This window comes from Colwellia sp. 75C3 (assembly GCF_002836255.1).
Lineage (GTDB): Bacteria > Pseudomonadota > Gammaproteobacteria > Enterobacterales > Alteromonadaceae > Colwellia.
On record NZ_PJAU01000053.1, the window covers coordinates 51,169 to 69,830 of the forward strand.

The 18,662-nt window shown below is 36.2% G+C and carries 17 protein-coding genes; 9 read left to right on the forward strand and 8 right to left on the reverse strand.

The annotated features are described in order from the left end of the window. Positions 1–23: 23 nt before the first annotated feature. Positions 24–413, reverse strand: a complete 390-nt coding sequence (locus tag CXF85_RS12615; RefSeq protein ID WP_101228998.1) for a MerC domain-containing protein — start codon at positions 411–413, stop codon at positions 24–26. 167 nt (positions 414–580) lie between these two features. Further along, positions 581–1,480 carry a TIGR03899 family protein gene (locus CXF85_RS12620; protein WP_232771183.1) on the reverse strand — a complete coding sequence of 300 codons (900 nt, stop codon included), beginning with the start codon at positions 1,478–1,480 and terminating at the stop codon, positions 581–583. 295 nt (positions 1,481–1,775) lie between these two features. Here CXF85_RS12620 and CXF85_RS12625 point away from each other — a divergent pair, with 295 nt between their 5' ends. The 3 genes from CXF85_RS12625 to fadA all read left to right on the forward strand — a co-directional run bounded on the left by CXF85_RS12625 (position 1,776) and on the right by fadA (position 7,632). Further along, positions 1,776–3,998, forward strand: coding sequence for a bifunctional diguanylate cyclase/phosphodiesterase (locus CXF85_RS12625; RefSeq protein WP_101229003.1), 2,223 nt, complete (start codon positions 1,776–1,778; stop codon positions 3,996–3,998). 289 nt (positions 3,999–4,287) lie between these two features. Next, positions 4,288–6,456 (forward strand): fatty acid oxidation complex subunit alpha FadB, encoded by a 2,169-nt coding sequence (gene fadB, locus CXF85_RS12630; protein ID WP_101229005.1) that lies wholly within the window; start codon positions 4,288–4,290, stop codon positions 6,454–6,456. A gap of 15 nt (positions 6,457–6,471) precedes the next feature. Then, positions 6,472–7,632, forward strand: a complete 1,161-nt coding sequence (gene fadA, locus CXF85_RS12635) for an acetyl-CoA C-acyltransferase FadA (protein WP_101229007.1) — start codon at positions 6,472–6,474, stop codon at positions 7,630–7,632. A 63-nt stretch (positions 7,633–7,695) separates the two neighbouring features. On the opposite strand, the gene CXF85_RS12640 is transcribed toward fadA, so the two are convergent. The 3 genes from CXF85_RS12640 to CXF85_RS12650 form a co-directional block, all read right to left on the reverse strand. Continuing rightward, positions 7,696–8,619, reverse strand: coding sequence for a manganese-dependent inorganic pyrophosphatase (locus tag CXF85_RS12640; RefSeq protein WP_101229009.1), 924 nt, complete (start codon positions 8,617–8,619; stop codon positions 7,696–7,698). Between the two features lie 440 nt (positions 8,620–9,059). After that, positions 9,060–9,860, reverse strand: coding sequence for a substrate-binding periplasmic protein (locus CXF85_RS12645; protein ID WP_157829096.1), 801 nt, complete (start codon positions 9,858–9,860; stop codon positions 9,060–9,062). Between the two features lie 179 nt (positions 9,861–10,039). After that, entirely contained in the window at positions 10,040–10,759 is a 720-nt protein-coding gene (locus CXF85_RS12650; RefSeq protein WP_157829097.1) for a substrate-binding periplasmic protein, read from the reverse strand. Between the two features lie 312 nt (positions 10,760–11,071). On the opposite strand from CXF85_RS12650, the gene CXF85_RS12655 reads away from it, so the two are divergent. After that, positions 11,072–11,242: a hypothetical protein gene (locus CXF85_RS12655; RefSeq protein WP_198555623.1), complete on the forward strand. Its 171-nt coding sequence runs from the start codon at positions 11,072–11,074 to the stop codon at positions 11,240–11,242. A 342-nt stretch (positions 11,243–11,584) separates the two neighbouring features. On the opposite strand, the gene CXF85_RS23315 is transcribed toward CXF85_RS12655, so the two are convergent. Next, positions 11,585–12,097 carry a type II secretion system protein gene (locus CXF85_RS23315; RefSeq protein ID WP_101229015.1) on the reverse strand — a complete coding sequence of 171 codons (513 nt, stop codon included), beginning with the start codon at positions 12,095–12,097 and terminating at the stop codon, positions 11,585–11,587. A 599-nt stretch (positions 12,098–12,696) separates the two neighbouring features. On the opposite strand from CXF85_RS23315, the gene CXF85_RS12665 reads away from it, so the two are divergent. From CXF85_RS12665 to CXF85_RS12680, 4 genes are all read left to right on the forward strand, one after another. Further along, the gene (locus CXF85_RS12665) at positions 12,697–13,323 is read left to right on the forward strand and encodes a PEP-CTERM sorting domain-containing protein (RefSeq protein ID WP_101229017.1); all 627 of its coding nucleotides are present in this window, start codon (positions 12,697–12,699) and stop codon (positions 13,321–13,323) included. Between the two features lie 395 nt (positions 13,324–13,718). Beyond that, positions 13,719–14,195, forward strand: a complete 477-nt coding sequence (locus tag CXF85_RS12670; protein ID WP_101229019.1) for a cold shock domain-containing protein — start codon at positions 13,719–13,721, stop codon at positions 14,193–14,195. A gap of 89 nt (positions 14,196–14,284) precedes the next feature. After that, on the forward strand, positions 14,285–14,926 hold the full coding sequence (locus tag CXF85_RS23125) for a DUF2726 domain-containing protein (protein ID WP_101229021.1): 642 nt from the start codon (positions 14,285–14,287) through the stop codon (positions 14,924–14,926). A gap of 93 nt (positions 14,927–15,019) precedes the next feature. Further along, positions 15,020–15,517 (forward strand): hypothetical protein, encoded by a 498-nt coding sequence (locus CXF85_RS12680; RefSeq protein WP_101229023.1) that lies wholly within the window; start codon positions 15,020–15,022, stop codon positions 15,515–15,517. Positions 15,518–15,574: 57 nt separating this feature from the next. Here CXF85_RS12680 and CXF85_RS12685 read toward each other — a convergent pair whose 3' ends face one another. Next, positions 15,575–16,216: a S24 family peptidase gene (locus tag CXF85_RS12685; protein ID WP_101229025.1), complete on the reverse strand. Its 642-nt coding sequence runs from the start codon at positions 16,214–16,216 to the stop codon at positions 15,575–15,577. Between the two features lie 45 nt (positions 16,217–16,261). Then, positions 16,262–16,420, reverse strand: a complete 159-nt coding sequence (locus CXF85_RS22795) for a hypothetical protein (RefSeq protein ID WP_157829098.1) — start codon at positions 16,418–16,420, stop codon at positions 16,262–16,264. A gap of 106 nt (positions 16,421–16,526) precedes the next feature. Here CXF85_RS22795 and dusA point away from each other — a divergent pair, with 106 nt between their 5' ends. Beyond that, the gene (gene dusA / locus CXF85_RS12690; RefSeq protein ID WP_101229030.1) at positions 16,527–17,534 is read left to right on the forward strand and encodes a tRNA dihydrouridine(20/20a) synthase DusA; all 1,008 of its coding nucleotides are present in this window, start codon (positions 16,527–16,529) and stop codon (positions 17,532–17,534) included. The last annotated feature ends 1,128 nt before the right edge of the window (positions 17,535–18,662 follow it).

Genomic DNA, 18,662 nt, shown 5'->3' on the forward strand with positions numbered 1-18,662 from the left:
TTAGTGCTAAAGCCTAAACTTAGTTACTGAGCTTCGCTAGTACAAAGGTCATCATCACATTGCTTGCAGTTATTACACAATTTGATATTAATGAAGTGGGCCGCGATAATAAGGCTCGCTCCACCGATGATAAAGTACATTTCGTATTCAGGAGAGAAATCATGCTTTATCCAATACAGGGCAACACCTAAATAAAGTAAGTAAAATGGATAAATTCTTTTGTGGTAACGTTTAAACCCAGAAAATAAAGCAATGGTACCCAAAGCAGCAGTCATAAGAAGAAAGACATGTTCCCACGCGTGATCAGCTAAAAAGCTTAGCCCCAATAACGGTAACATAGGTAATAGTATAGGTAGTAATATGCAATGTAATGCACATAAAGAAGTTGCTGTAATACCTATTTTATCTAACATGATAATTCCGAGATTGTGGGATAATTTACAATTAACAGGTTAGTTACAACCCTTAAAATGAGATAATATCACAATTGATATAATATAACATTAGTAAATTATATCATGACATGCAAAACTTACTCAAACCTGAGCAACTTGTGATGCACATCGCCGGAATATATTAGTTAGTCACTATCTATTGAAAAGTAATAACCCAGTTTACTTTTTAGATAGGCAAAAAACTCTTCGTTACTTTTATCACTAATCAAATGAGCAAGCTCAGCGCCTAAAGGTGTAAATTTATAAAACTGAAGGCTTACATTGGCTTTTTTTGCCGTTAATTTGAGAGGTAAACCGTTATAATTAAACTGAAGAACTTCTCCCTTGGCTATTAAACTCGATTCACTTTCTTGTAAATAAATAAGATGATTTTCAGCTAACGCTAATAAATCAGCGTAGCTCAAACCAAAGTTATTTAAGTTGCAATATTGCTGTCGTTGTTTTGAGAAAAAGTTGAGTAGTCCTGGCTGTTGATACACACCACTAACTAGGCGAATCCCCTTTTTGTTTGGTTCTTTTATTGCTAATGAGCAAGCTTTAGCTAATAGTTTTGCATCAAAAATGCTCATATCACGAAAAACTTGTAATGCTTTGAATGAAAAAGAGCCTGGTTTAGTGAGTTCACCTGCTAAAATTTTTGCCCATAGGTCTTGCATCGTAGGGTTACTTACTTCTTCAGATAACGTTATATATCGACTCAACCAGTCATGATCTGTTCTTTGTCCCAATTCAAAATCAGCACAATAATTTAATGTTTTTTGCATAATATGTTCAATATTTTGCTGCTTGCGTAATTGACTCAATCTGGCTCGCTTTACCGTTCGATCTTCAATTAGCATTTGTTTTTCTTCTGGTAACAAAGCACCATCTATCACAAAACGTTTAGCAAGCTTCAAAAACTGCTGAGATACACTCGACTCTGTAGAGTTTTGAGGTGATTTATTACTCTTTACTATGACCTTATCATCAGCTTCTTTTTTAACATCCTTTTCAAGTCTGACAACGTCTAAATTATCTTTATTCACTTTAACTAACTCCATTTCACTATCTCTAGGATCAAGCAGAAATATTTGCTGAATCCTTATGATTAAGCACTTTATTACACTATGCTAAAAGGCAAACGAACGTCAACAACATAGGGTTAAATTCAATTTAGTATAACCCAGTTAAATAAATCGAATAAATAATTACCTAACGGGCTATTATTATCTCGTTCAATGGTGTAAAAAAGAAGTATTAGGTTATAGTTATACTAAATAAATTAGATTTCAATTTTAACTACGTATATTAAAAGCAAATACGCTTAGTTATGAGGGCAGTATGCAAGCATCAGAAAATTCACACGATGACTTTTTATTTATCGATGATAGTGATGAAGACGAGATTTTAGCCTGTGGCAGTAATGAAACTTGGCAAGTTCTCATTGTAGATGATGATCCTGAAATTCATTCAGTGACTCAATTAGCATTGTCCGATCTTATCGTCTTAGGCCGCCGTCTTGAATACTTACATGCCTATTCAGGTAAAGATGCATGTCGATTAATTGAAGAAAATGATGACATTGTGCTGGTATTGCTCGATGTTGTTATGGAAACTGATGATGCTGGTCTTAATGTTGTAAAACATATCAGAGAGACATTACAACGCAAGGATATCCGTATTGTTTTACGTACGGGACAGCCTGGTTACGCTCCCGAAGAAAGTGTCATAAAAGAATATGATATCAATGATTATAAAACGAAAACAGAGCTTACACGTCGTAAGCTAGTCACTACGGTTTTTGCTGCTATTCGTTCTTTTCAACAAATAGCTACCGTTAATGAGAACCGTCTAGGTCTTGAGAAAATAGTTTCTGGTGCTACTGAATTATCCTCACAACATTCTCTGTCTAAATATAGCCACGGTGTTTTATCACAATTAAAAACCCTCGTAGGTGGTGAAATATCCGCAGTATTTTGCGCAAGAGGTCAAGGCATCATAGAAAATATTGATGATTTGAGTTTTTATGTACTAGCGCAAATAGGTTTTGATGATGACTTAATTAATCAAAAGCTTGATCAGTTACAAGATGAACAAGCGAGTAAACAGGTAAAAGCTTGTTTCTTACAGCAAAAACATGAATACCTCGATGACAGCCTTAATCTTTATGTTGCTAAAGGGGATTACCGTGCAGTTATCTATGTCAAACTTGCTAGTCCGTTAACTGAAATACAAACTCAGCTATTAAATGTATTTTTAACCGGCGTCGCTGTCGGTTATGAAAATGTCCATTTATTTCAAAAACTCACTAATGCTGCCTATAAAGATTCGCTAACCAACTTACCTAACCGTCTAGAGTTTGTGCGTTTACTTGATGATTTTGCTCAAAATGATTGCAAAAATCAGGTTGCGGCTTTAATTGATATAAATCACTTCAGTGATATCAACGATGCCTTAGGACAAGATATTGGTAATAAACTACTATCAGCAGTCGGTCAGCGCATGCAAAGCATCGATTGTGAATGTCAATTTGCCCGCGTAGGTGCTGACGTTTTTGGTATTATTGGCCCTGCTGATTGTTTAACTCCTGAAAGTTTAATGGCTTTATTTCACCAGCCTTTTAGAGCGGGTGAACAACATCTTCCCATTAATGCTTGCTTTGGCTTATGTACGAAAGAACATGCACAAAGCAGTGGTGTACAAGTACTAAACCAAATTAATATCGCATTAAATATAGCGAAAAAGAATCGTTTAGAGCATTTTGCGTATTATCATTCGGATATAGAAGATCAAATGCAATGGCGTCTAAACATGATTCGCCAACTACGTAATGATTTTTCAAATAACTGTCTTGAGCTTTGGTATCAGCCGCAATTATCATTAACCACAGGTAAAGTTATTGGAGCTGAAGCTCTGCTACGTTGGCGTACTGCAGATGGGAAGTTTGTTTCTCCTGCTGTTTTTATTCCCTTAGCCGAATATTCAGGACTCATTATTGAAATTGGGGACTGGGTTATTAGTCAAGCATGTAAGCAGCTTAAAATGCTTGAAACAAGCTATGCCGACCTCAGTATTTCAGTCAATGTATCTATTCCACAGTTCCGACAGGAAAACTTTGTCGATAGTATAATAAATACCATTACTCAGCATGATATTAAGCCGAGTAAACTGGAATTAGAAATAACAGAAAACATCTTAATGGATGAACCGCAGATCATCATTGATGCATTAACCAAGTTAAAAGCTCAAGGAATAAGCATAGCGCTAGATGATTTCGGTACTGGATTCTCTTCATTGAGCTACTTACAGAAACTGCCGCTTGATCGATTAAAAGTTGATCGTGCATTTGTTACCGATATTGATAAAGAAGGTCAGTCTGTTATTGCTGAAACGATTATTAATTTAGGTAAAAAAATGCAACTTAAAGTTATTGCTGAAGGTATTGAAGAAGTTGAACAGCAAGATCGTTTAATTGAGTTAGGCTGTGATGAAGTACAAGGTTTCTATTATGCTAAACCGATGCCATCAGACGAGTTCATCAACTTTCTTCAAAAACAAAGTTAACACTCGTAGAAGGTGAGTTTAAACCTCACGTCATACATTCAAAGACTCATTAAAGCACTCCTCCAATTTATTGGTCGAGTGTTTTTTTGTGTGTTGGTTTTATATACATCAACATAAACTAAACACACAATTAAAACACTTGTTTTAATTTATTGCATTTAATTTTTATTCAAGGCACACTCAGTCAGCTATTATTAGTTATCTACGTTTTTTAGAACAAAAATAGTGCTAAAAAATATAGGTTAATCATCAAAACATCAACACCACTTATAGGTGAAGGAGACGAAGCATGATATATCAAGGCAACAGCCTTTCAGCCCAATTACTCGAAGACGGCATTGTAGAACTTAAGTTCGATGCTCAGGGATCAGTAAACAAATTTGATCAAGCAACTTTTGAAGAATATATCGCTGTAGTTGCAGCAATTAACAATTGCAGTGACGCTAAAGGCGTTATGGTAACCTCTGGCAAATCAACATTTATTGTTGGGGCAGACATCACTGAGTTTTTAGCGTCGTTTAGTCAGCCCGAAGATGAATTAGCGGCATGGGCAAAAAAAGCATCTGACGTTTTCGATTCATTTGAAGATATTCAACTACCTACAATAGCTGCTATTAATGGCATCGCATTAGGTGGTGGTTGTGAAATGACGTTAGCCTGTGATTATCGTGTTGCTGATACTAATGCCAGCATTGGCCTTCCAGAAGTTAAACTTGGATTGATGCCTGGTTTTGGCGGTACAGTAAGACTACCTCGCCTTATCGGTTTTGATAATGCCGCAACGTGGATGTCTACAGGTAAAGCATTTAAACCAGCGGCAGCGCTTGCACAAGGTGTTCTTGATGCGGTTGTTGAACCACAAAATTTACGCACTGCAGCGATTAGCATGCTTAAATTGGCAATGAATGGAAAACTAGACTGGCGTGCGAAACGTCAACCTAAACTAGAACCATTAAACCTATCTCCAACAGAACTAATCATGTCGTCGACAACATGCAAAGGAATGATTGCTGCTAAAGCAGGCAAACATTACCCTGCTCCAATGGTGATGATAAATACATTAATTGCGAGTGCTAATTTAGATCGTACTGGTGCAATGGCTAATGAAAATGCTGGTTTTGCCAAATTAGCTAAAACTGATGCGGCAACAGCGCAAATTGGCTTGTTTATGGCAGACCAAGTCATTAAAGGCAAGGCTAAAAAAGCAGGTAAACTTGCAACAAAAGTTGTTAAAAAAGCGGCTGTATTAGGTGCTGGCATTATGGGTGGTGGTATTGCATACCAATCAGCTTATAAAGGCACGCCGATCATTATGAAAGACATCAATGATCAAGCGCTTGATTTAGGGTTAACTACCGCGACAGGTATATTAACTAAACAAGTCGAACGTGGTCGTATGAATGCTAAGAAAATGGCCGGTGTCTTAAACAACATCACGCCAAGCTTAAGTTATGACAGTGTTAAAGATGTAGATATTGTTGTTGAAGCCGTTGTTGAAAACCCTAAAATTAAAGGCATGGTTTTAGCTGAAGTTGAAGGTGTAATCAGTGAAGATGCTATTCTTACTTCAAACACGTCGACTATCTCAATTGACTTATTAGCGCAAAGTGTAAAACGTCCACAAAATTTCTGTGGCATGCACTTTTTCAACCCCGTTAACAAAATGCCATTAGTTGAAGTTATCCGCGGTAAAGATACCTCTGACGAAACCGTAGCTGCTGTTGTTGCTTATGCCGCTAAAATGGGTAAATCTCCAATTGTAGTGAATGATTGCCCTGGTTTTTATGTGAACCGTGTTTTATTCCCATACTTTGCTGGCTTCAGTCAATTAGTGCTTGAAGGTGCTGACTTTACAGCTATCGATAAAGTAATGGAAAAACAATTTGGCTGGCCAATGGGTCCTGCATATCTACTTGATGTTGTTGGTGTCGATACTGCCGATCACTGTACTGGTGTTATGTCAGCTGGTTTCCCTACGCGTATGACCAAAATTGATAATGATCCTGTAAGTACTCTGTATGCAAATGACCGTTTAGGTCAGAAAAATGGTAAAGGCTTTTATGATCACATTAAAGATAAACGTGGTCGTCCAATGAAAGTTCCTGCTCCTGTAGCTTACGAGTTACTTGGACAACATTGTGCTGATAAAAAAGATTTCAGCAGTGAAGAAATTATTGCTCGCATGATGATCCCTATGGTGAATGAAGTGGTTCGTTGTTTAGAAGAAGGCGTAGTTGATACAGCAGCAGAAGCTGATATGGGCTTAATCTATGGCGTTGGCTTCCCTCCATTTAGAGGGGGTGCAATTCGCTATTTAGAAACACTTGGCCTAGATAACTTTATCGCAATGGCTGATAAATATGCTGATTTAGGTGAAATTTATCAAGTGACTGATGGCCTGCGTGAAATGGCTAAATCAGGCAAATCTTATTTTTTTACCGATGTTAAAACAGCTTAAGCCGAGGAGAATAAAATGAACGAAGTTGTAATTGTAGACTGCATACGAACTCCAATGGGTCGCTCTAAGGCCGGCGTTTTTCGCAATGTACGTGCTGAAGCATTATCAGCACACTTAATGAAACAAATTTTAGTGCGTAATCCTGCATTAAACCCAGAAGACATTGAAGATGTTATTTGGGGCTGTGTAAAGCAAACCAAAGAACAAGGCTTTAACATTGCACGTAATGCATCATTACTTGCGGGTTTACCAAAATCAATTGGTGGTGTAACGGTTAACCGCTTGTGTGGTTCTTCTATGGAAGCATTACATCAAGCAAGTACCAGCATTATGTCTGGCCAAGGCGATGTATTCCTAATTGGTGGTGTTGAACACATGGGTCATGTTCCTATGATGTATGACGTAGATTTCGATCCTGCATTGAATAAACATATTGCTTTAGCATCAGGCAATATGGGCTTAACCGCGGAGCTGTTAGGTAAACAGCACGGCATTACTCGTGAAATGCAAGATGCCTTTGGTGCACGTTCGCATCAAAAAGCACATGAAGCACATTTGGCTGGTCGTTGGGACAATGAAATAGTTGCCACACAAGGTCATGATGCTACAGGCGCACTAACATTAGTTGAGCATGATGAAGTAATTCGTCCTGAAACGACTGCAGAAAGCTTATCAGCATTACGTCCTGTGTTTGACCCTGCAAATGGTACAGTGACTGCTGGTACTTCTTCAGCACTTTCTGACGGCGCTTCAGCAATGTTAGTTATGTCTGCTGCTAAGGCAAAAGAGTTAGGTTTAACACCTCGCGTTAAAATTCGTGGTATGGCTGTAGCGGGTTGCGATCCAGCAACGATGGGCTTTGGTCCTGTACCTGCAACGAAGAAAGCGTTAAAACGCGCGGGACTATCAATTCAAGATATTGAGTTATTTGAATTCAACGAAGCGTTTGCTGCACAAGCTTTATCTTGTGTTCGCTCGTTAAAAGTTGAAGATAAAATGGATCAAATTAATTTAAATGGTGGCGCTATTGCGCTTGGTCATCCTTTAGGTTGTTCTGGTTCACGTATCTCAGGTACGTTAATCAACTTAATGGAAGGCCAAGATGTAAATATTGGTTTAGCCACTATGTGTATTGGCTTAGGTCAAGGTATAGCAACAGTATTTGAACGTGTGTAATAATTAATTACGCGTATAAAAAACCCAGCAGTCGCTGGGTTTTTTATTATATTCAATAAGTTATTACTTAAGAAAAATTTCTTGTAGCGGTGGAACAACTTGTTTTTTACGGCTTAATACACCGTCTAACCAAGCTTTGCCCTCTTTTGGTGTAACACCAAATGCTTGCTCAGCTAAGGTATCACTATCACTGGCAATTAAAAGTTCAGAACCTTCTTTCATGATATCAGTCAAGAGTAAGAAAACACTGTGACGTCCACCCTCTGCTTTTAGTTCGGCGATATCAGCATATAATTCATCTTTTATATCATCAAAAACAGCTAAATCAATCACTTCAAGTTGGCCAATGCCAACCTTATGACCATTCATATTGAAGTCTTTAAAATCACGTTTTACTAGATCTCGAATTGGAGTACCTTGAACTGCAGATTTTACTCTGAACATGTCCATACCAAGTTCTTTGAAATCTTCGATACCAGCGATCTCTGCCAATGCTTCTACACATTTGATATCGGCTGTTGTACAGGTTGGTGATTTAAATATAACGGTATCACTTAAAATTGCACATAACATGGCACCGGCAATATTTTTTGGTATCTCGACATTGTGAAAATCATACATCATCTTGATAATTGTATTGGTACAGCCAACTGGACGTACCCAAATTTCAAGTGGAGATGATGTTGTTAAATCACCCAATTTATGATGGTCAATAATACCTAAGATCGTAGCTTGATCGATATCATCAGGAGCAAGTTCAATATCGCTGTGATCAACAATATATACCCCTTCTCCAGCATAACTCGTTTTAAGCTCAGGCTGTTCAAAACCAAATTTATCTAAGATAAACATTGTTTCAGGTGTCAATTCACCTAAGCGTGCGGGAACAGTGTGTTCCCCTAGGGTAGTTTTTAAGTATGATAATGCGATAGCTGAACAGATAGAATCTGAATCGGGTATTTTGTGACCTACAACGTAATTTGGCATAAAAGTGCTCTCCTTTAAATTATCTGTATTCTACCAAAGTAAAACTTGATTGTGTATGTTGTTAACCCTTGCTTGGTAATATCTTATAACTAACAAGCTTCTACTATTACAATGACGTAATGGTTTTGTTTATTTGTTGGAATTAAAATATATTTATTAAGGTTTTACATAAGCTTTCCATCGCCTCAACGCACGATTGGACAAAATATAGCTCAAAAGGGCATAGGGAGATTAAGGCGTTACTAATGGGGCCATTGCAAAAAATATATTCATAAAGGGAACCAAATGAATATTACACTTATTCGAAAGTTGATATAGGCAGGTCAGCTAGGCCAAAATTCGTTCATTACTGGGTTATTACCTGAGGGTACAGTCTTGTATGTTTTAATTATTAAATATAATCAGTCTAAAACGATGTGAAAAAATATATAGCTGATTGCTTACTCATTAGGTTTTGTTTTATTTAGACCAAACCACTTAAGTTTTATTACGTCCAATCTACCATTTTTAATGAGTTTTCTTTTACCTTCATCATAAACAGCTAATAGTTTGCTATTTCCCTCAATCCCCTTCATGGAAACTACATACTCCAAACTTGAATCTATAATAGGAGTATTGGTAAATTTATGTTCCCAACCTTCTTGTTTTAAAACATAATCCCAACTTTCTTTATAACCAATAAAACCGTCTACGTGGCCTTTTTCAAGCATACGGAAGCCATCCGATATATGTCCTATATCATATTTCGTTACAGTATTTAAAGATTGCCATTTTTTACCATAATTGAATCCTCGTTTAACCCCAATTATTTCTCCCTTTAGTGAGTCTAATCCTTTCCATTTGAAATCAGAGTTATTAGCTGAATAAATAACATAGTCGACCACATTAATTGATTCTTTCGAATAGTTAAATATTTTCAATCGTTCGTCGGATTTACTGATGGGAAATAAAAGCTCTACATGCCCATATTCAAGAAGCTTTATAGCGCGGGGCCAAGGAACCACGATGTATTTTATTGAATAGCCCATAGAATAAAAGCTCTCTTTAAAAACATCCCAACTATACCCTTTTATTAATTCAGTACCATCTTGAGTCGATATAAACCCTGTAACTGACTCATTTCTTTCAACAAAAACATAAGGTGCGTAATCGACTAAGCTCACAACAGAAATTACTCTATCGGCGCCATAGGCTTTAAGGTTAATTGAGAGCAATATACATATAATTAATAAATCCTTCATAATAAATATATAGCACAAAGTAATTAACATGTTATCAATCGAGGTAATAAATTAGGAACGAACAGAAGAAAAAATAATAGCGTTATAAAAAGGTCCCAAATAAAACGCCCTCTTCATTACTAATAAATTAGTTATGTCATGTTACTGGAAGTGATTTAGTAATTAATTACGGCGCTCAATCACTTAGGTAAATTAATCAGATTTTCTTTTTTAAGATCAACATAAGCTTTTCTCAATTTATCGACTAATGCAATATCACTGTTCAGACTTGCGGCCAAATAATTCTGCACACTAAAAGCAAATAGGGATTTTTCAAATAGATTAGGATCAAGCCCTAGCTTTGCTGAAATTTCAAAAACTCTCTTTTCTTCTAAAAGAACGAAATCTAATCTTTTTACTAGAAGCATTTTTAATAATTGATTGGAGGAGACAACCAGTTTCCGTTTGTTTTGAGGGAAGTTAGCATCAATGAAGTTTTGATAATATGAGTCCCGTTCTACTCCGGTTAAATACCCTTTAGCCTCTTCAATATTATTAATTTGAAGAGAATTTGTTCTAAGTTTGTAAAAGTAAATATCAAATTCTTGCGTAACAGGACCAATCCAGTGAAACAACTTCTCTCGCTGAAGAGTACGCCCTAACCCTGTAATAAAATAATTATTGGTATTAAGTCCATTCTTATAGACTCTTGCCCAGGGTTTAATACTAAACGCATACTCAACATCTGCACGTTCAAATACATCCTTGGCTATTTCATACACGAAACCTTTAGGCTGTGTCTTCTCCATATAAACATAAGGCCGCCACTCGCTGGACTCTAGACTTATTATATCCTCCGCGTAAGCGGGCATAGAAATATAAGTCGATAGCAAACTAATGAGTAATCCTAATTTTATCAAAGTACTACCTTTATTTAGATTATGAATTCCAAAGAAACTGATTGAGGTATTAATAAACGTACAGATGTTAAATTAATGTAGTTTATTTTAAGTTGGAAATAAAACCTTTAAATTTAATTTCAAGAAAAAAAATTCTACCGGATACTTATTAGCTCGATGTTTAAAACTCAAATCGTTTACAGATTATATATATACGGCTCGAATTATGAGGCTACTACTTAAAATCTCCCGTAAGAAACTGTTAAATTAAATGCGCAAGAAAGGCATATGCCAACATAAAGTGGAAAATGCAAGCCACTGGACGCAACAAAAATGGTCGGTATTGATATTCAATGGGATCATGGAGATTTAGCTGAAAGTAAAGCTGGAGCTTTAGAAATGGTTAAAGGTTTTGGTTTAGCTGTTCCTCCTAGAAGTACTAATCCACCATCACTAACAAGTAATCATATTAGTGGTGAAGCCATAGTTCACTTTAGTAACTAAGAATAGTTAGCTATTACACAGGTCTCTTGGGTTGTAGCAAACTATTTTAGTTCATGCCTAATCATACCAATTTAAGACATCTTTGTTTTGTTACTGTCGAATAATTAATGACATTATCTATATGATAACTATGCTTGATTAGATCTAAACAACCGTTTTTACTGCGCTTGAGTGGCTTTCGGAACCCCTTTCGAAGCCCTACTATGCAAGGAATATAAAAAGGGTTCCAAATACCCCCCTCTTCATCGCTTATATAGATAATCTTTAGTTCGTATATTTAAGTTTCTTTATATAGAACATTGATATTTGGTAGGTCGGGATAAGAGTAGTCACACTCAATTATTAAAGTAATGTAACTTTTCCTGTGGTCGAGTCGTAGGTGAAACCCAAATCAATTTTTCTTGTTAGCTTGTACGAGCAAGACTTATTACCTTCATAGTTACTAATAAATTCTTTCGAATCATCAATCGCTGCTTTATTCTCACCATCTTCTATTAGCGCTGTCCATAAAGATAAGCAATCATCATCATTATCTGTCGATATTACTGTATCACTACCAGGATAACTTTGAGCAGGAAAACCTTCTGGGTTAATATCTATTCGTCCAGATGCATCAGTCCCATATAGTTGAATATTATCACGCTGACTAAATGCAGCTGGTGACCCCAGGACTCTCCATTTCATGTTTGCCAGTTTTACACCTGACCTTAAAGCACCCGCATTTGCTTCAACTTTTGCTGCTAATGCATCATCAGTTAAATTCATATATTTTGGTGCAGCTGTCACTGCCAATATACCCAATATGACAATAACCACGACTAATTCAATTAAGGTGAAACCTTTATTCTTTATCATTTATCACTCGGTTATTTTTTGATGAATGATTTTCTTTCTAACCATCAAAGTTATATTAATTTTGCATTTTGTATAATATACCATTTACCTTGTTTGGGTATCAATAACACGGCATGAATAATGAGAAACAGAAAGTTCAGTCTTATGCTTGATTGGACATAAACCTTTATTTTTAAAGGATTTAAGATAGACATGGAGCACTATTGGAACCATGAAAAATAAAGAAATCTAAAAAGGGTTCCAAATTAGACTCCCACTTAATCACTAACTCTGATTCCTTGTTCCTCGCTTTAAGTTTTTAGAAGGCGCCATTTCTAATAAATTATTCACCTCATATTACTGAGAACTCTTAGTAATATTTAAACTTTAACAAAAGTTAAATATCTTTAGACTCTAAAACTAGAGGCTAGCAGAGGATCTATTCTAACCGATTATTTGTCTGTCGAAATATTTTACATAACGTAATTACCTCCTCCTACAGAGTAATTCAACACACTGATATTTAAAGCGTAAATATATGTGGCTCAATATTTGCTTTGTCGCAATAGCATCTTGGATACCCACAAAGATGAACAAAAATAATAAATCAAGGAAATATCATGTCAGTTTTTAAGCGCTCTTTACGCACATTATTACCAATGGTTGCGTTGCCTTTTTTTGCAATGCAAGCTCAAGCGACACCGATTTACAGTAATACTACGACCGTTACTAGTGCTACAAATAGCCTAACGTTCGATTCTATTAGTGGAAGTCTACTTAATTACACCGAAGATGGTGCCGTTGTATCGATTAACGATAATCAATGTTGTAGCAATACCGCATACTATGGATCGGGTGGGAACTATAGCTGGGTTACAATATCTCTTACGAGCGGTGACTTGATAAATGCGCTTGACTTCAGAATAGGGGATGGGCATAGCTCGTCTTTTTTCAGCTCTGGCCATCAGATGAATATGATATGGGAGACATTTGTTGGTAGCACTTCCACCGGTTTTGGTGATGTATCCATGGATCGAGGAAGTTCCGTTGGTTGGAATGATAACGCAGGCTTTACTTCAATTCGAGTAGCGGCTCTTGATAGCTTGACTAACTTCGGTGAGTTTCAGGCAATTGCACTTGATGACCTGCGAATTGGCGCGCACTCAGTACCAGAACCTGCAACACTTGCTTTGCTCGGGTTCGGGTTGGCTGGTATTGGTCTCAGAAGAAAAAAGAAAACAACATAATGAGTTGATTCACTTTTATTTAAGGCCTCGACATTTGTCGGGGCTTTTTTATACCTACAAATAAGACAAATATAGTTACTTTTTCAATGCTTGATTGGACGTAAACATATATTTTTATTGGCCTTTCGTCATGAATGGAACACTATTGGAACCCAACGAGAGTTTTTCATTATATTTCAGTGTTCCAAACTAAACCCCACTACATCCCAAATTATTTATATCTAATTTAAGTAATACTTGTTTCTATTTATTTTTATGCTCTAAATATTTGAAATTATGAGATATGATATATGATATATGATATATGATATATGATATATGATATATGATATAAATTATCAATTAAAAATCTCTATAATCAACAGTTAAATTAATCCCCGTATATAGGAAGCCTCATGCAAGGGAAAATTGTACGTTGGAATGACGACCGAGGATTCGGTTTTATCTCAGCTAAAAATAATAAAAGTGACGTATTTGCACACATCTCTCAGTTCAAGAAAGGGTATCGTAGCCCAAGGGTTGGTGATTCAGTTAACTTTCAAGTCACAATGGAGAAAGGAAAGACGAGCGCTAAGTTAATTTCATTTATTGATGTGCAACCTATCCCAAAATTGATACTACCATTTGCTCCTCAAATATTGATTTCCATCTTAATACTTATACCTTCATGTATTACTTACATTTATTTAAATAAGCCCATACAACCTGAAGTTTATAATGAAATGGGATTTACTTGTGGAGGGAAAAATTATTGTAGTCAGATGATATCTTGCAATGAAGCAAAATTCTATTTAGCTAACTGTCCAAATGTTGAAATAGATGGAGATGGTGATGGGATTCCCTGTGAAAGACAACTTTGCAATAGTTGGTAAATCATTCAAACGAAAAATGTACGATTGGCTCTTGTTAGTGTCTCGCTATTTTAGCCTCATAATAAGGCATTTAAACTCAAAGGTGAAAAATGGAATTTATAATACTTTTTTTGATTTTCGTTATTTTATTGGTGGTTTTATTAAAAGCTAAAACCACTCCTCCCATAGAAGCTTCATATGAATTAATAGGACCATTATTTACTCCTGCGGAGCGTTCCTTTTTGGGAACTTTAAATTTAGCATGTGATGATAAAGCAGTGGTATTCGGCAAAGTAAGAATTGCTGATATCTTAAAGCCCCAAAAAGGGCTTAACCGAAGCCAATGGCAAACGGCCTTTAACAAAATATCATCCAAGCATTTTGATTTTGTTATATGTAACGCCAATGATCTTTCGGTATTGTCAGTTATAGAGCTTGACGATAGTAGCCACAATCGAAAAGCGAGCATAAAGCGTGATGAATTAGTCGAACTTGCCTGTAAGAATGCTTCTTTGAAATTACATAGGTTTAAAGCAAGGGCTACTTATAGTGTTAATGAGATTAGAAATACAATTTTTGAAATAACAGTTCCACCTGAAACAGAGTCTATTGAAGTTACTTCAATTACCCCAAAATGCCCAAAATGTACTTCTGAGTTAATGGTCAAAACAGCTCAAAAAGGTAATAATAAAGGTAATCAGTTTTTAGCTTGTAGTGGTTTTCCTAAGTATCGATATACTGAAGAGCTTTAAGTTTATCAAGCCAATTAAAGCTTTTGGCTTTCCCTCGTTCCTCAATAATTATCAGCCCCTTAGTTGGGCGCTAACTTACAAAAGGAGTTTGTTATGATAGATCCAGTTTCATTCTTATTTACTTCATATTTTAAAATGATATCAAGTAGTATCAATCAACATTTTTCAGATTTGTATAATGTTGAAATGCAAACAAAAGTAGTTAAATTTGACGGCTATAACATTGCCTATAGTTATCAAATTTGGAAAATAAAACAGGATAATGTTTGTAATAACTACAGACAAAATTCAACCGAATTTTCTCTGTGTACTGTAAAAGCTAAAGATTTATTTCGTCAATCTTGTTCATATTTACAACAAGATAAGAATAAGCAACACATAACGATTAAATTACAGAATATGTATTGTAATGCCTCTATTAACTTTAAACCTCAAGTTGCAATGGTTACAGAACCTAAAAAGAAATCTACCTATCAGATAGCACAAAAAAAATGCAATACAGCAATTCTGGAATCAATGGGATCACGAGATAAAAAGGTTATTAAAGCAAGAAAGGTTGCCTGTGAAGAGTTAGAAACATATTCAAAGTAATTTAATATCCCGTTTAAACGGAAAACATAATTAGAGCGACAAAGAATGTTATTTAAATTACATTCTTTGTCCTGACCAAACTACTCTGCCAATAATTTCCATATCTGTTCCATCTAGGTTTTCTTTATTTATTTCCCAAGGTTCATAGATATTATTGTCTGATTTCACTTTGATAATTCCGTTAGGCAACATTTGTAAGCGTTTAACAAGTAAGTTTTGCTCGTGTCGCATTACATAAATTCCATCACATAACCCATTAAAGTGTTTGTTCACCATTATCATGGCACCGTTCTTTAATGTCGGGTACATACTGTCACCATCAACTAACATCAAAAATACATCATTAGCGTTTACACCAATTTCTTTATTTAGCCATTCAGGCTTAAAGCTAATTAAGTGCGTTTGTTTTTCTGCTTCTACCAATGTCCCTTTCCCTGCTGAAGCCGAAATAACATAAAAAGGTAAAGCTATTTTAATTACACTGCGTAGATATGCGACGTCATGATAAATCGTTACACCAGCAGCTCCTGCATTTCTCCGCATTTTACAATGTGCTATTAAGTCACTGCTCTTAAGTTCGTTGGTTAATACATTTGCTATTGGCCATTCTCTTATCATTTTGACAACGTATTGCTTCGTTCTTCCAGTAGCGACCCACAAATCGATGTCATGTATATAGAGACCTAGTAATTCACCCATTGTAATTACCTTTTCTTGAGCTGAAATATTGCTTAGCTCTACGGCTTATCTTCTTAACTTACCCCATGTTTTGGCTAATTCTTTTTTACTGAATGTTTTGGATTCTCTATGTATAATTACGCCATTCTTTTTTACGCGAATGGTGCAACGGTAACTAAAATCTCCGTTAGCCTTTTGGCGTTTATCAATTGTTACTGAAGCCATTGAATTATCCTTAATCGTCCTACCCAAAATGGGGCGCATTTGGAACACCATAAACGGAAACCCAACGAAAGTACAGGCGATTCAAGGCAACTTAGAGTATAACCAAATGACTATAATTACTGACACAACACCATACAGTGCAAGGCCTACAATAGATCACAGGCTAAGCGTTGCGCCTATGCTCGATTGGACAGATAAACATTGTCGGTACTTCTATCGCCTTATGTCGAAACATACGGTGCTATATACTGAAATGGTTACTACCGGTGCCATATTGCATGGTAGAGGTAACTATTTAGAGTACAACGATGCTGAACATCCCTTAGTATTGCAACTAGGTGGTAGTGATGTAAAAGCGATGACTGAATGCGCTAAAATGGCTGAGCAATATGGATATGACGAAGTTAACATAAATGTAGGTTGCCCATCAGATAGAGTTCAAAATGGTCGCTTTGGGGCATGTTTGATGGCTGAACCTGCGCTTGTTGCCGAATGCGTCAATGAAATGCAATCAGCGACAAATATTCCTGTCACGGTAAAGTCACGAATAGGTATTGATGATCTCGATTCATATGAGTTTTTACACACGTTTATTGAGCAAGTAGCACAAGCTGATTGTAAACACTTTATCATCCACGCAAGGAAAGCCTGGCTAACAGGTCTTAGCCCGAAACAAAACCGTGATGTACCACCGCTAGACTATGAGCGTGTTTATCAGATAAAGAAAAGTTTCAGTGAATTAGATATTTCAATTAATGGTGGCATCAAATCATTGGCAGAAGCTAATGAACATCTTAATCATATCGATGGTGTAATGATCGGACGTGAAATATATAACTCTCCTTATCTACTTACTGATGCTGACAACCTAATTTATCAGTCAGATACACAGACACTCAGCAGAGCTGATATCATTGATTTGATGATGCCATATATTAACAGTCATGTTGATGCTGGTGGACGAGCTTGGCATATACTAAGACATATGCTCGGCTTATGTAACGGATTATCGGGCGCAAGAAAATTCAGACAACACTTAAGTGAGTGTGCGGGTAAAGATGGAGCGAATGGACAGGTACTCCTTGATGCCTTTAATAAAGTAACATTGCCGTAATCCCCGCTATTTGATCTCAATATCGGGAATAGTTGTCCCGATATTGAAATTTTGAGAACTTTCAACCTTGTGAATTTCACCTACTAACTTACCTTTTAAACCATATAATAGTCATTATAACCAGCCTTCTATTCAGGTCCAACCCACTTTAGTTTAGATTTACGATTCAAAAACTAAATAACTATAGATTTCAGTACCTTAATAATTAATTGTAACTTTGGCACAACCTTTGTAACACTTATTGCAACTTAGTAATAACTACAAACATTTTCGCATCAATTTCTATACTTATTCATCAGCGAAATATACAAGGACAGACCATGTTAGATTTAAATACCCTATTTGCATTAACAATGATACCGGCTTCAGCTATGTTACTTATTTCAATGGTTGTTGGTGCTTTTGAACCGAAAGCTTAGATTCAGATTAACAATTGTCCTATAATTGTTGAACTATGTGGATGCCTTTATGCTCTGTCACCTATCAATAAATATTATTTAAAATTTTACTCTGAGCTTAGTCTTTGGGCTACCTAATGATTTCAAAACATGCATTCATATAATTAAAGTGATAAATATTGTCTTGTCGTCACTAATTATCAAAGTAGATGTATGAACATCTGATTCTCTCCGTATAAATCGTTCTACGTGGCCCACAAAACCATCGGAAGAACTGTTTAACTCCCAAATCACTTTAGTACGGGCTTCTCGTGTGCCGAAACAAAAATAGCAATAGAAAATGTCTTGCGTTCACATGGGCATATCTAACATAAGGCAAACGTTCAAATCGCAGAAAGCAAAAAACCCGTAGTGTTAGCTACAGGTTCTTTAATTATAAGTCTAGCCATGTCCTACTCTCACATGGGCATATCTAACATAAGTCACACTACCCTCCTAGCAACTGCGTGCGGCTTGTAGGCGGGAATTTATTCGCGCTTATCTTAATTGTTTAAAATCCCAGACATAAAAAAGCCCGTTACTTTCGTAACGGGCTTCTCGTGTACCTAAGCACAAATTAGAAGTCTAGCCATGTCGTACTCTCACATGGACATATCTAACATAAGTCACACTACTATCGGCGCAACTGGCTTGACACTACTGAGTAAATATTTTTAAATCCCAAACAGCG

Excerpts from the sequence above, each read along its gene's own strand:
- CXF85_RS12615 (WP_101228998.1), bottom strand. The coding sequence starts at position 413 with ATGTTAGATAAAATAGGTATTACAGCAACTTCTTTATGTGCATTACAT.
- CXF85_RS12625 (WP_101229003.1), top strand. The coding sequence starts at position 1,776 with ATGCAAGCATCAGAAAATTCACACGATGACTTTTTATTTATCGATGAT.
- fadB (WP_101229005.1), top strand. The coding sequence starts at position 4,288 with ATGATATATCAAGGCAACAGCCTTTCAGCCCAATTACTCGAAGACGGC.
- fadA (WP_101229007.1), top strand. The coding sequence starts at position 6,472 with ATGAACGAAGTTGTAATTGTAGACTGCATACGAACTCCAATGGGTCGC.
- CXF85_RS12640 (WP_101229009.1), bottom strand. The coding sequence starts at position 8,619 with ATGCCAAATTACGTTGTAGGTCACAAAATACCCGATTCAGATTCTATC.
- CXF85_RS12645 (WP_157829096.1), bottom strand. The coding sequence starts at position 9,860 with ATGAAGGATTTATTAATTATATGTATATTGCTCTCAATTAACCTTAAA.
- CXF85_RS12655 (WP_198555623.1), top strand. The coding sequence starts at position 11,072 with ATGGTCGGTATTGATATTCAATGGGATCATGGAGATTTAGCTGAAAGT.
- CXF85_RS23315 (WP_101229015.1), bottom strand. The coding sequence starts at position 12,097 with ATGATAAAGAATAAAGGTTTCACCTTAATTGAATTAGTCGTGGTTATT.
- CXF85_RS12665 (WP_101229017.1), top strand. The coding sequence starts at position 12,697 with ATGTCAGTTTTTAAGCGCTCTTTACGCACATTATTACCAATGGTTGCG.
- CXF85_RS12670 (WP_101229019.1), top strand. The coding sequence starts at position 13,719 with ATGCAAGGGAAAATTGTACGTTGGAATGACGACCGAGGATTCGGTTTT.
- CXF85_RS23125 (WP_101229021.1), top strand. The coding sequence starts at position 14,285 with ATGGAATTTATAATACTTTTTTTGATTTTCGTTATTTTATTGGTGGTT.
- CXF85_RS12680 (WP_101229023.1), top strand. The coding sequence starts at position 15,020 with ATGATAGATCCAGTTTCATTCTTATTTACTTCATATTTTAAAATGATA.
- CXF85_RS12685 (WP_101229025.1), bottom strand. The coding sequence starts at position 16,216 with ATGGGTGAATTACTAGGTCTCTATATACATGACATCGATTTGTGGGTC.
- CXF85_RS22795 (WP_157829098.1), bottom strand. The coding sequence starts at position 16,420 with ATGGCTTCAGTAACAATTGATAAACGCCAAAAGGCTAACGGAGATTTT.
- dusA (WP_101229030.1), top strand. The coding sequence starts at position 16,527 with ATGACTATAATTACTGACACAACACCATACAGTGCAAGGCCTACAATA.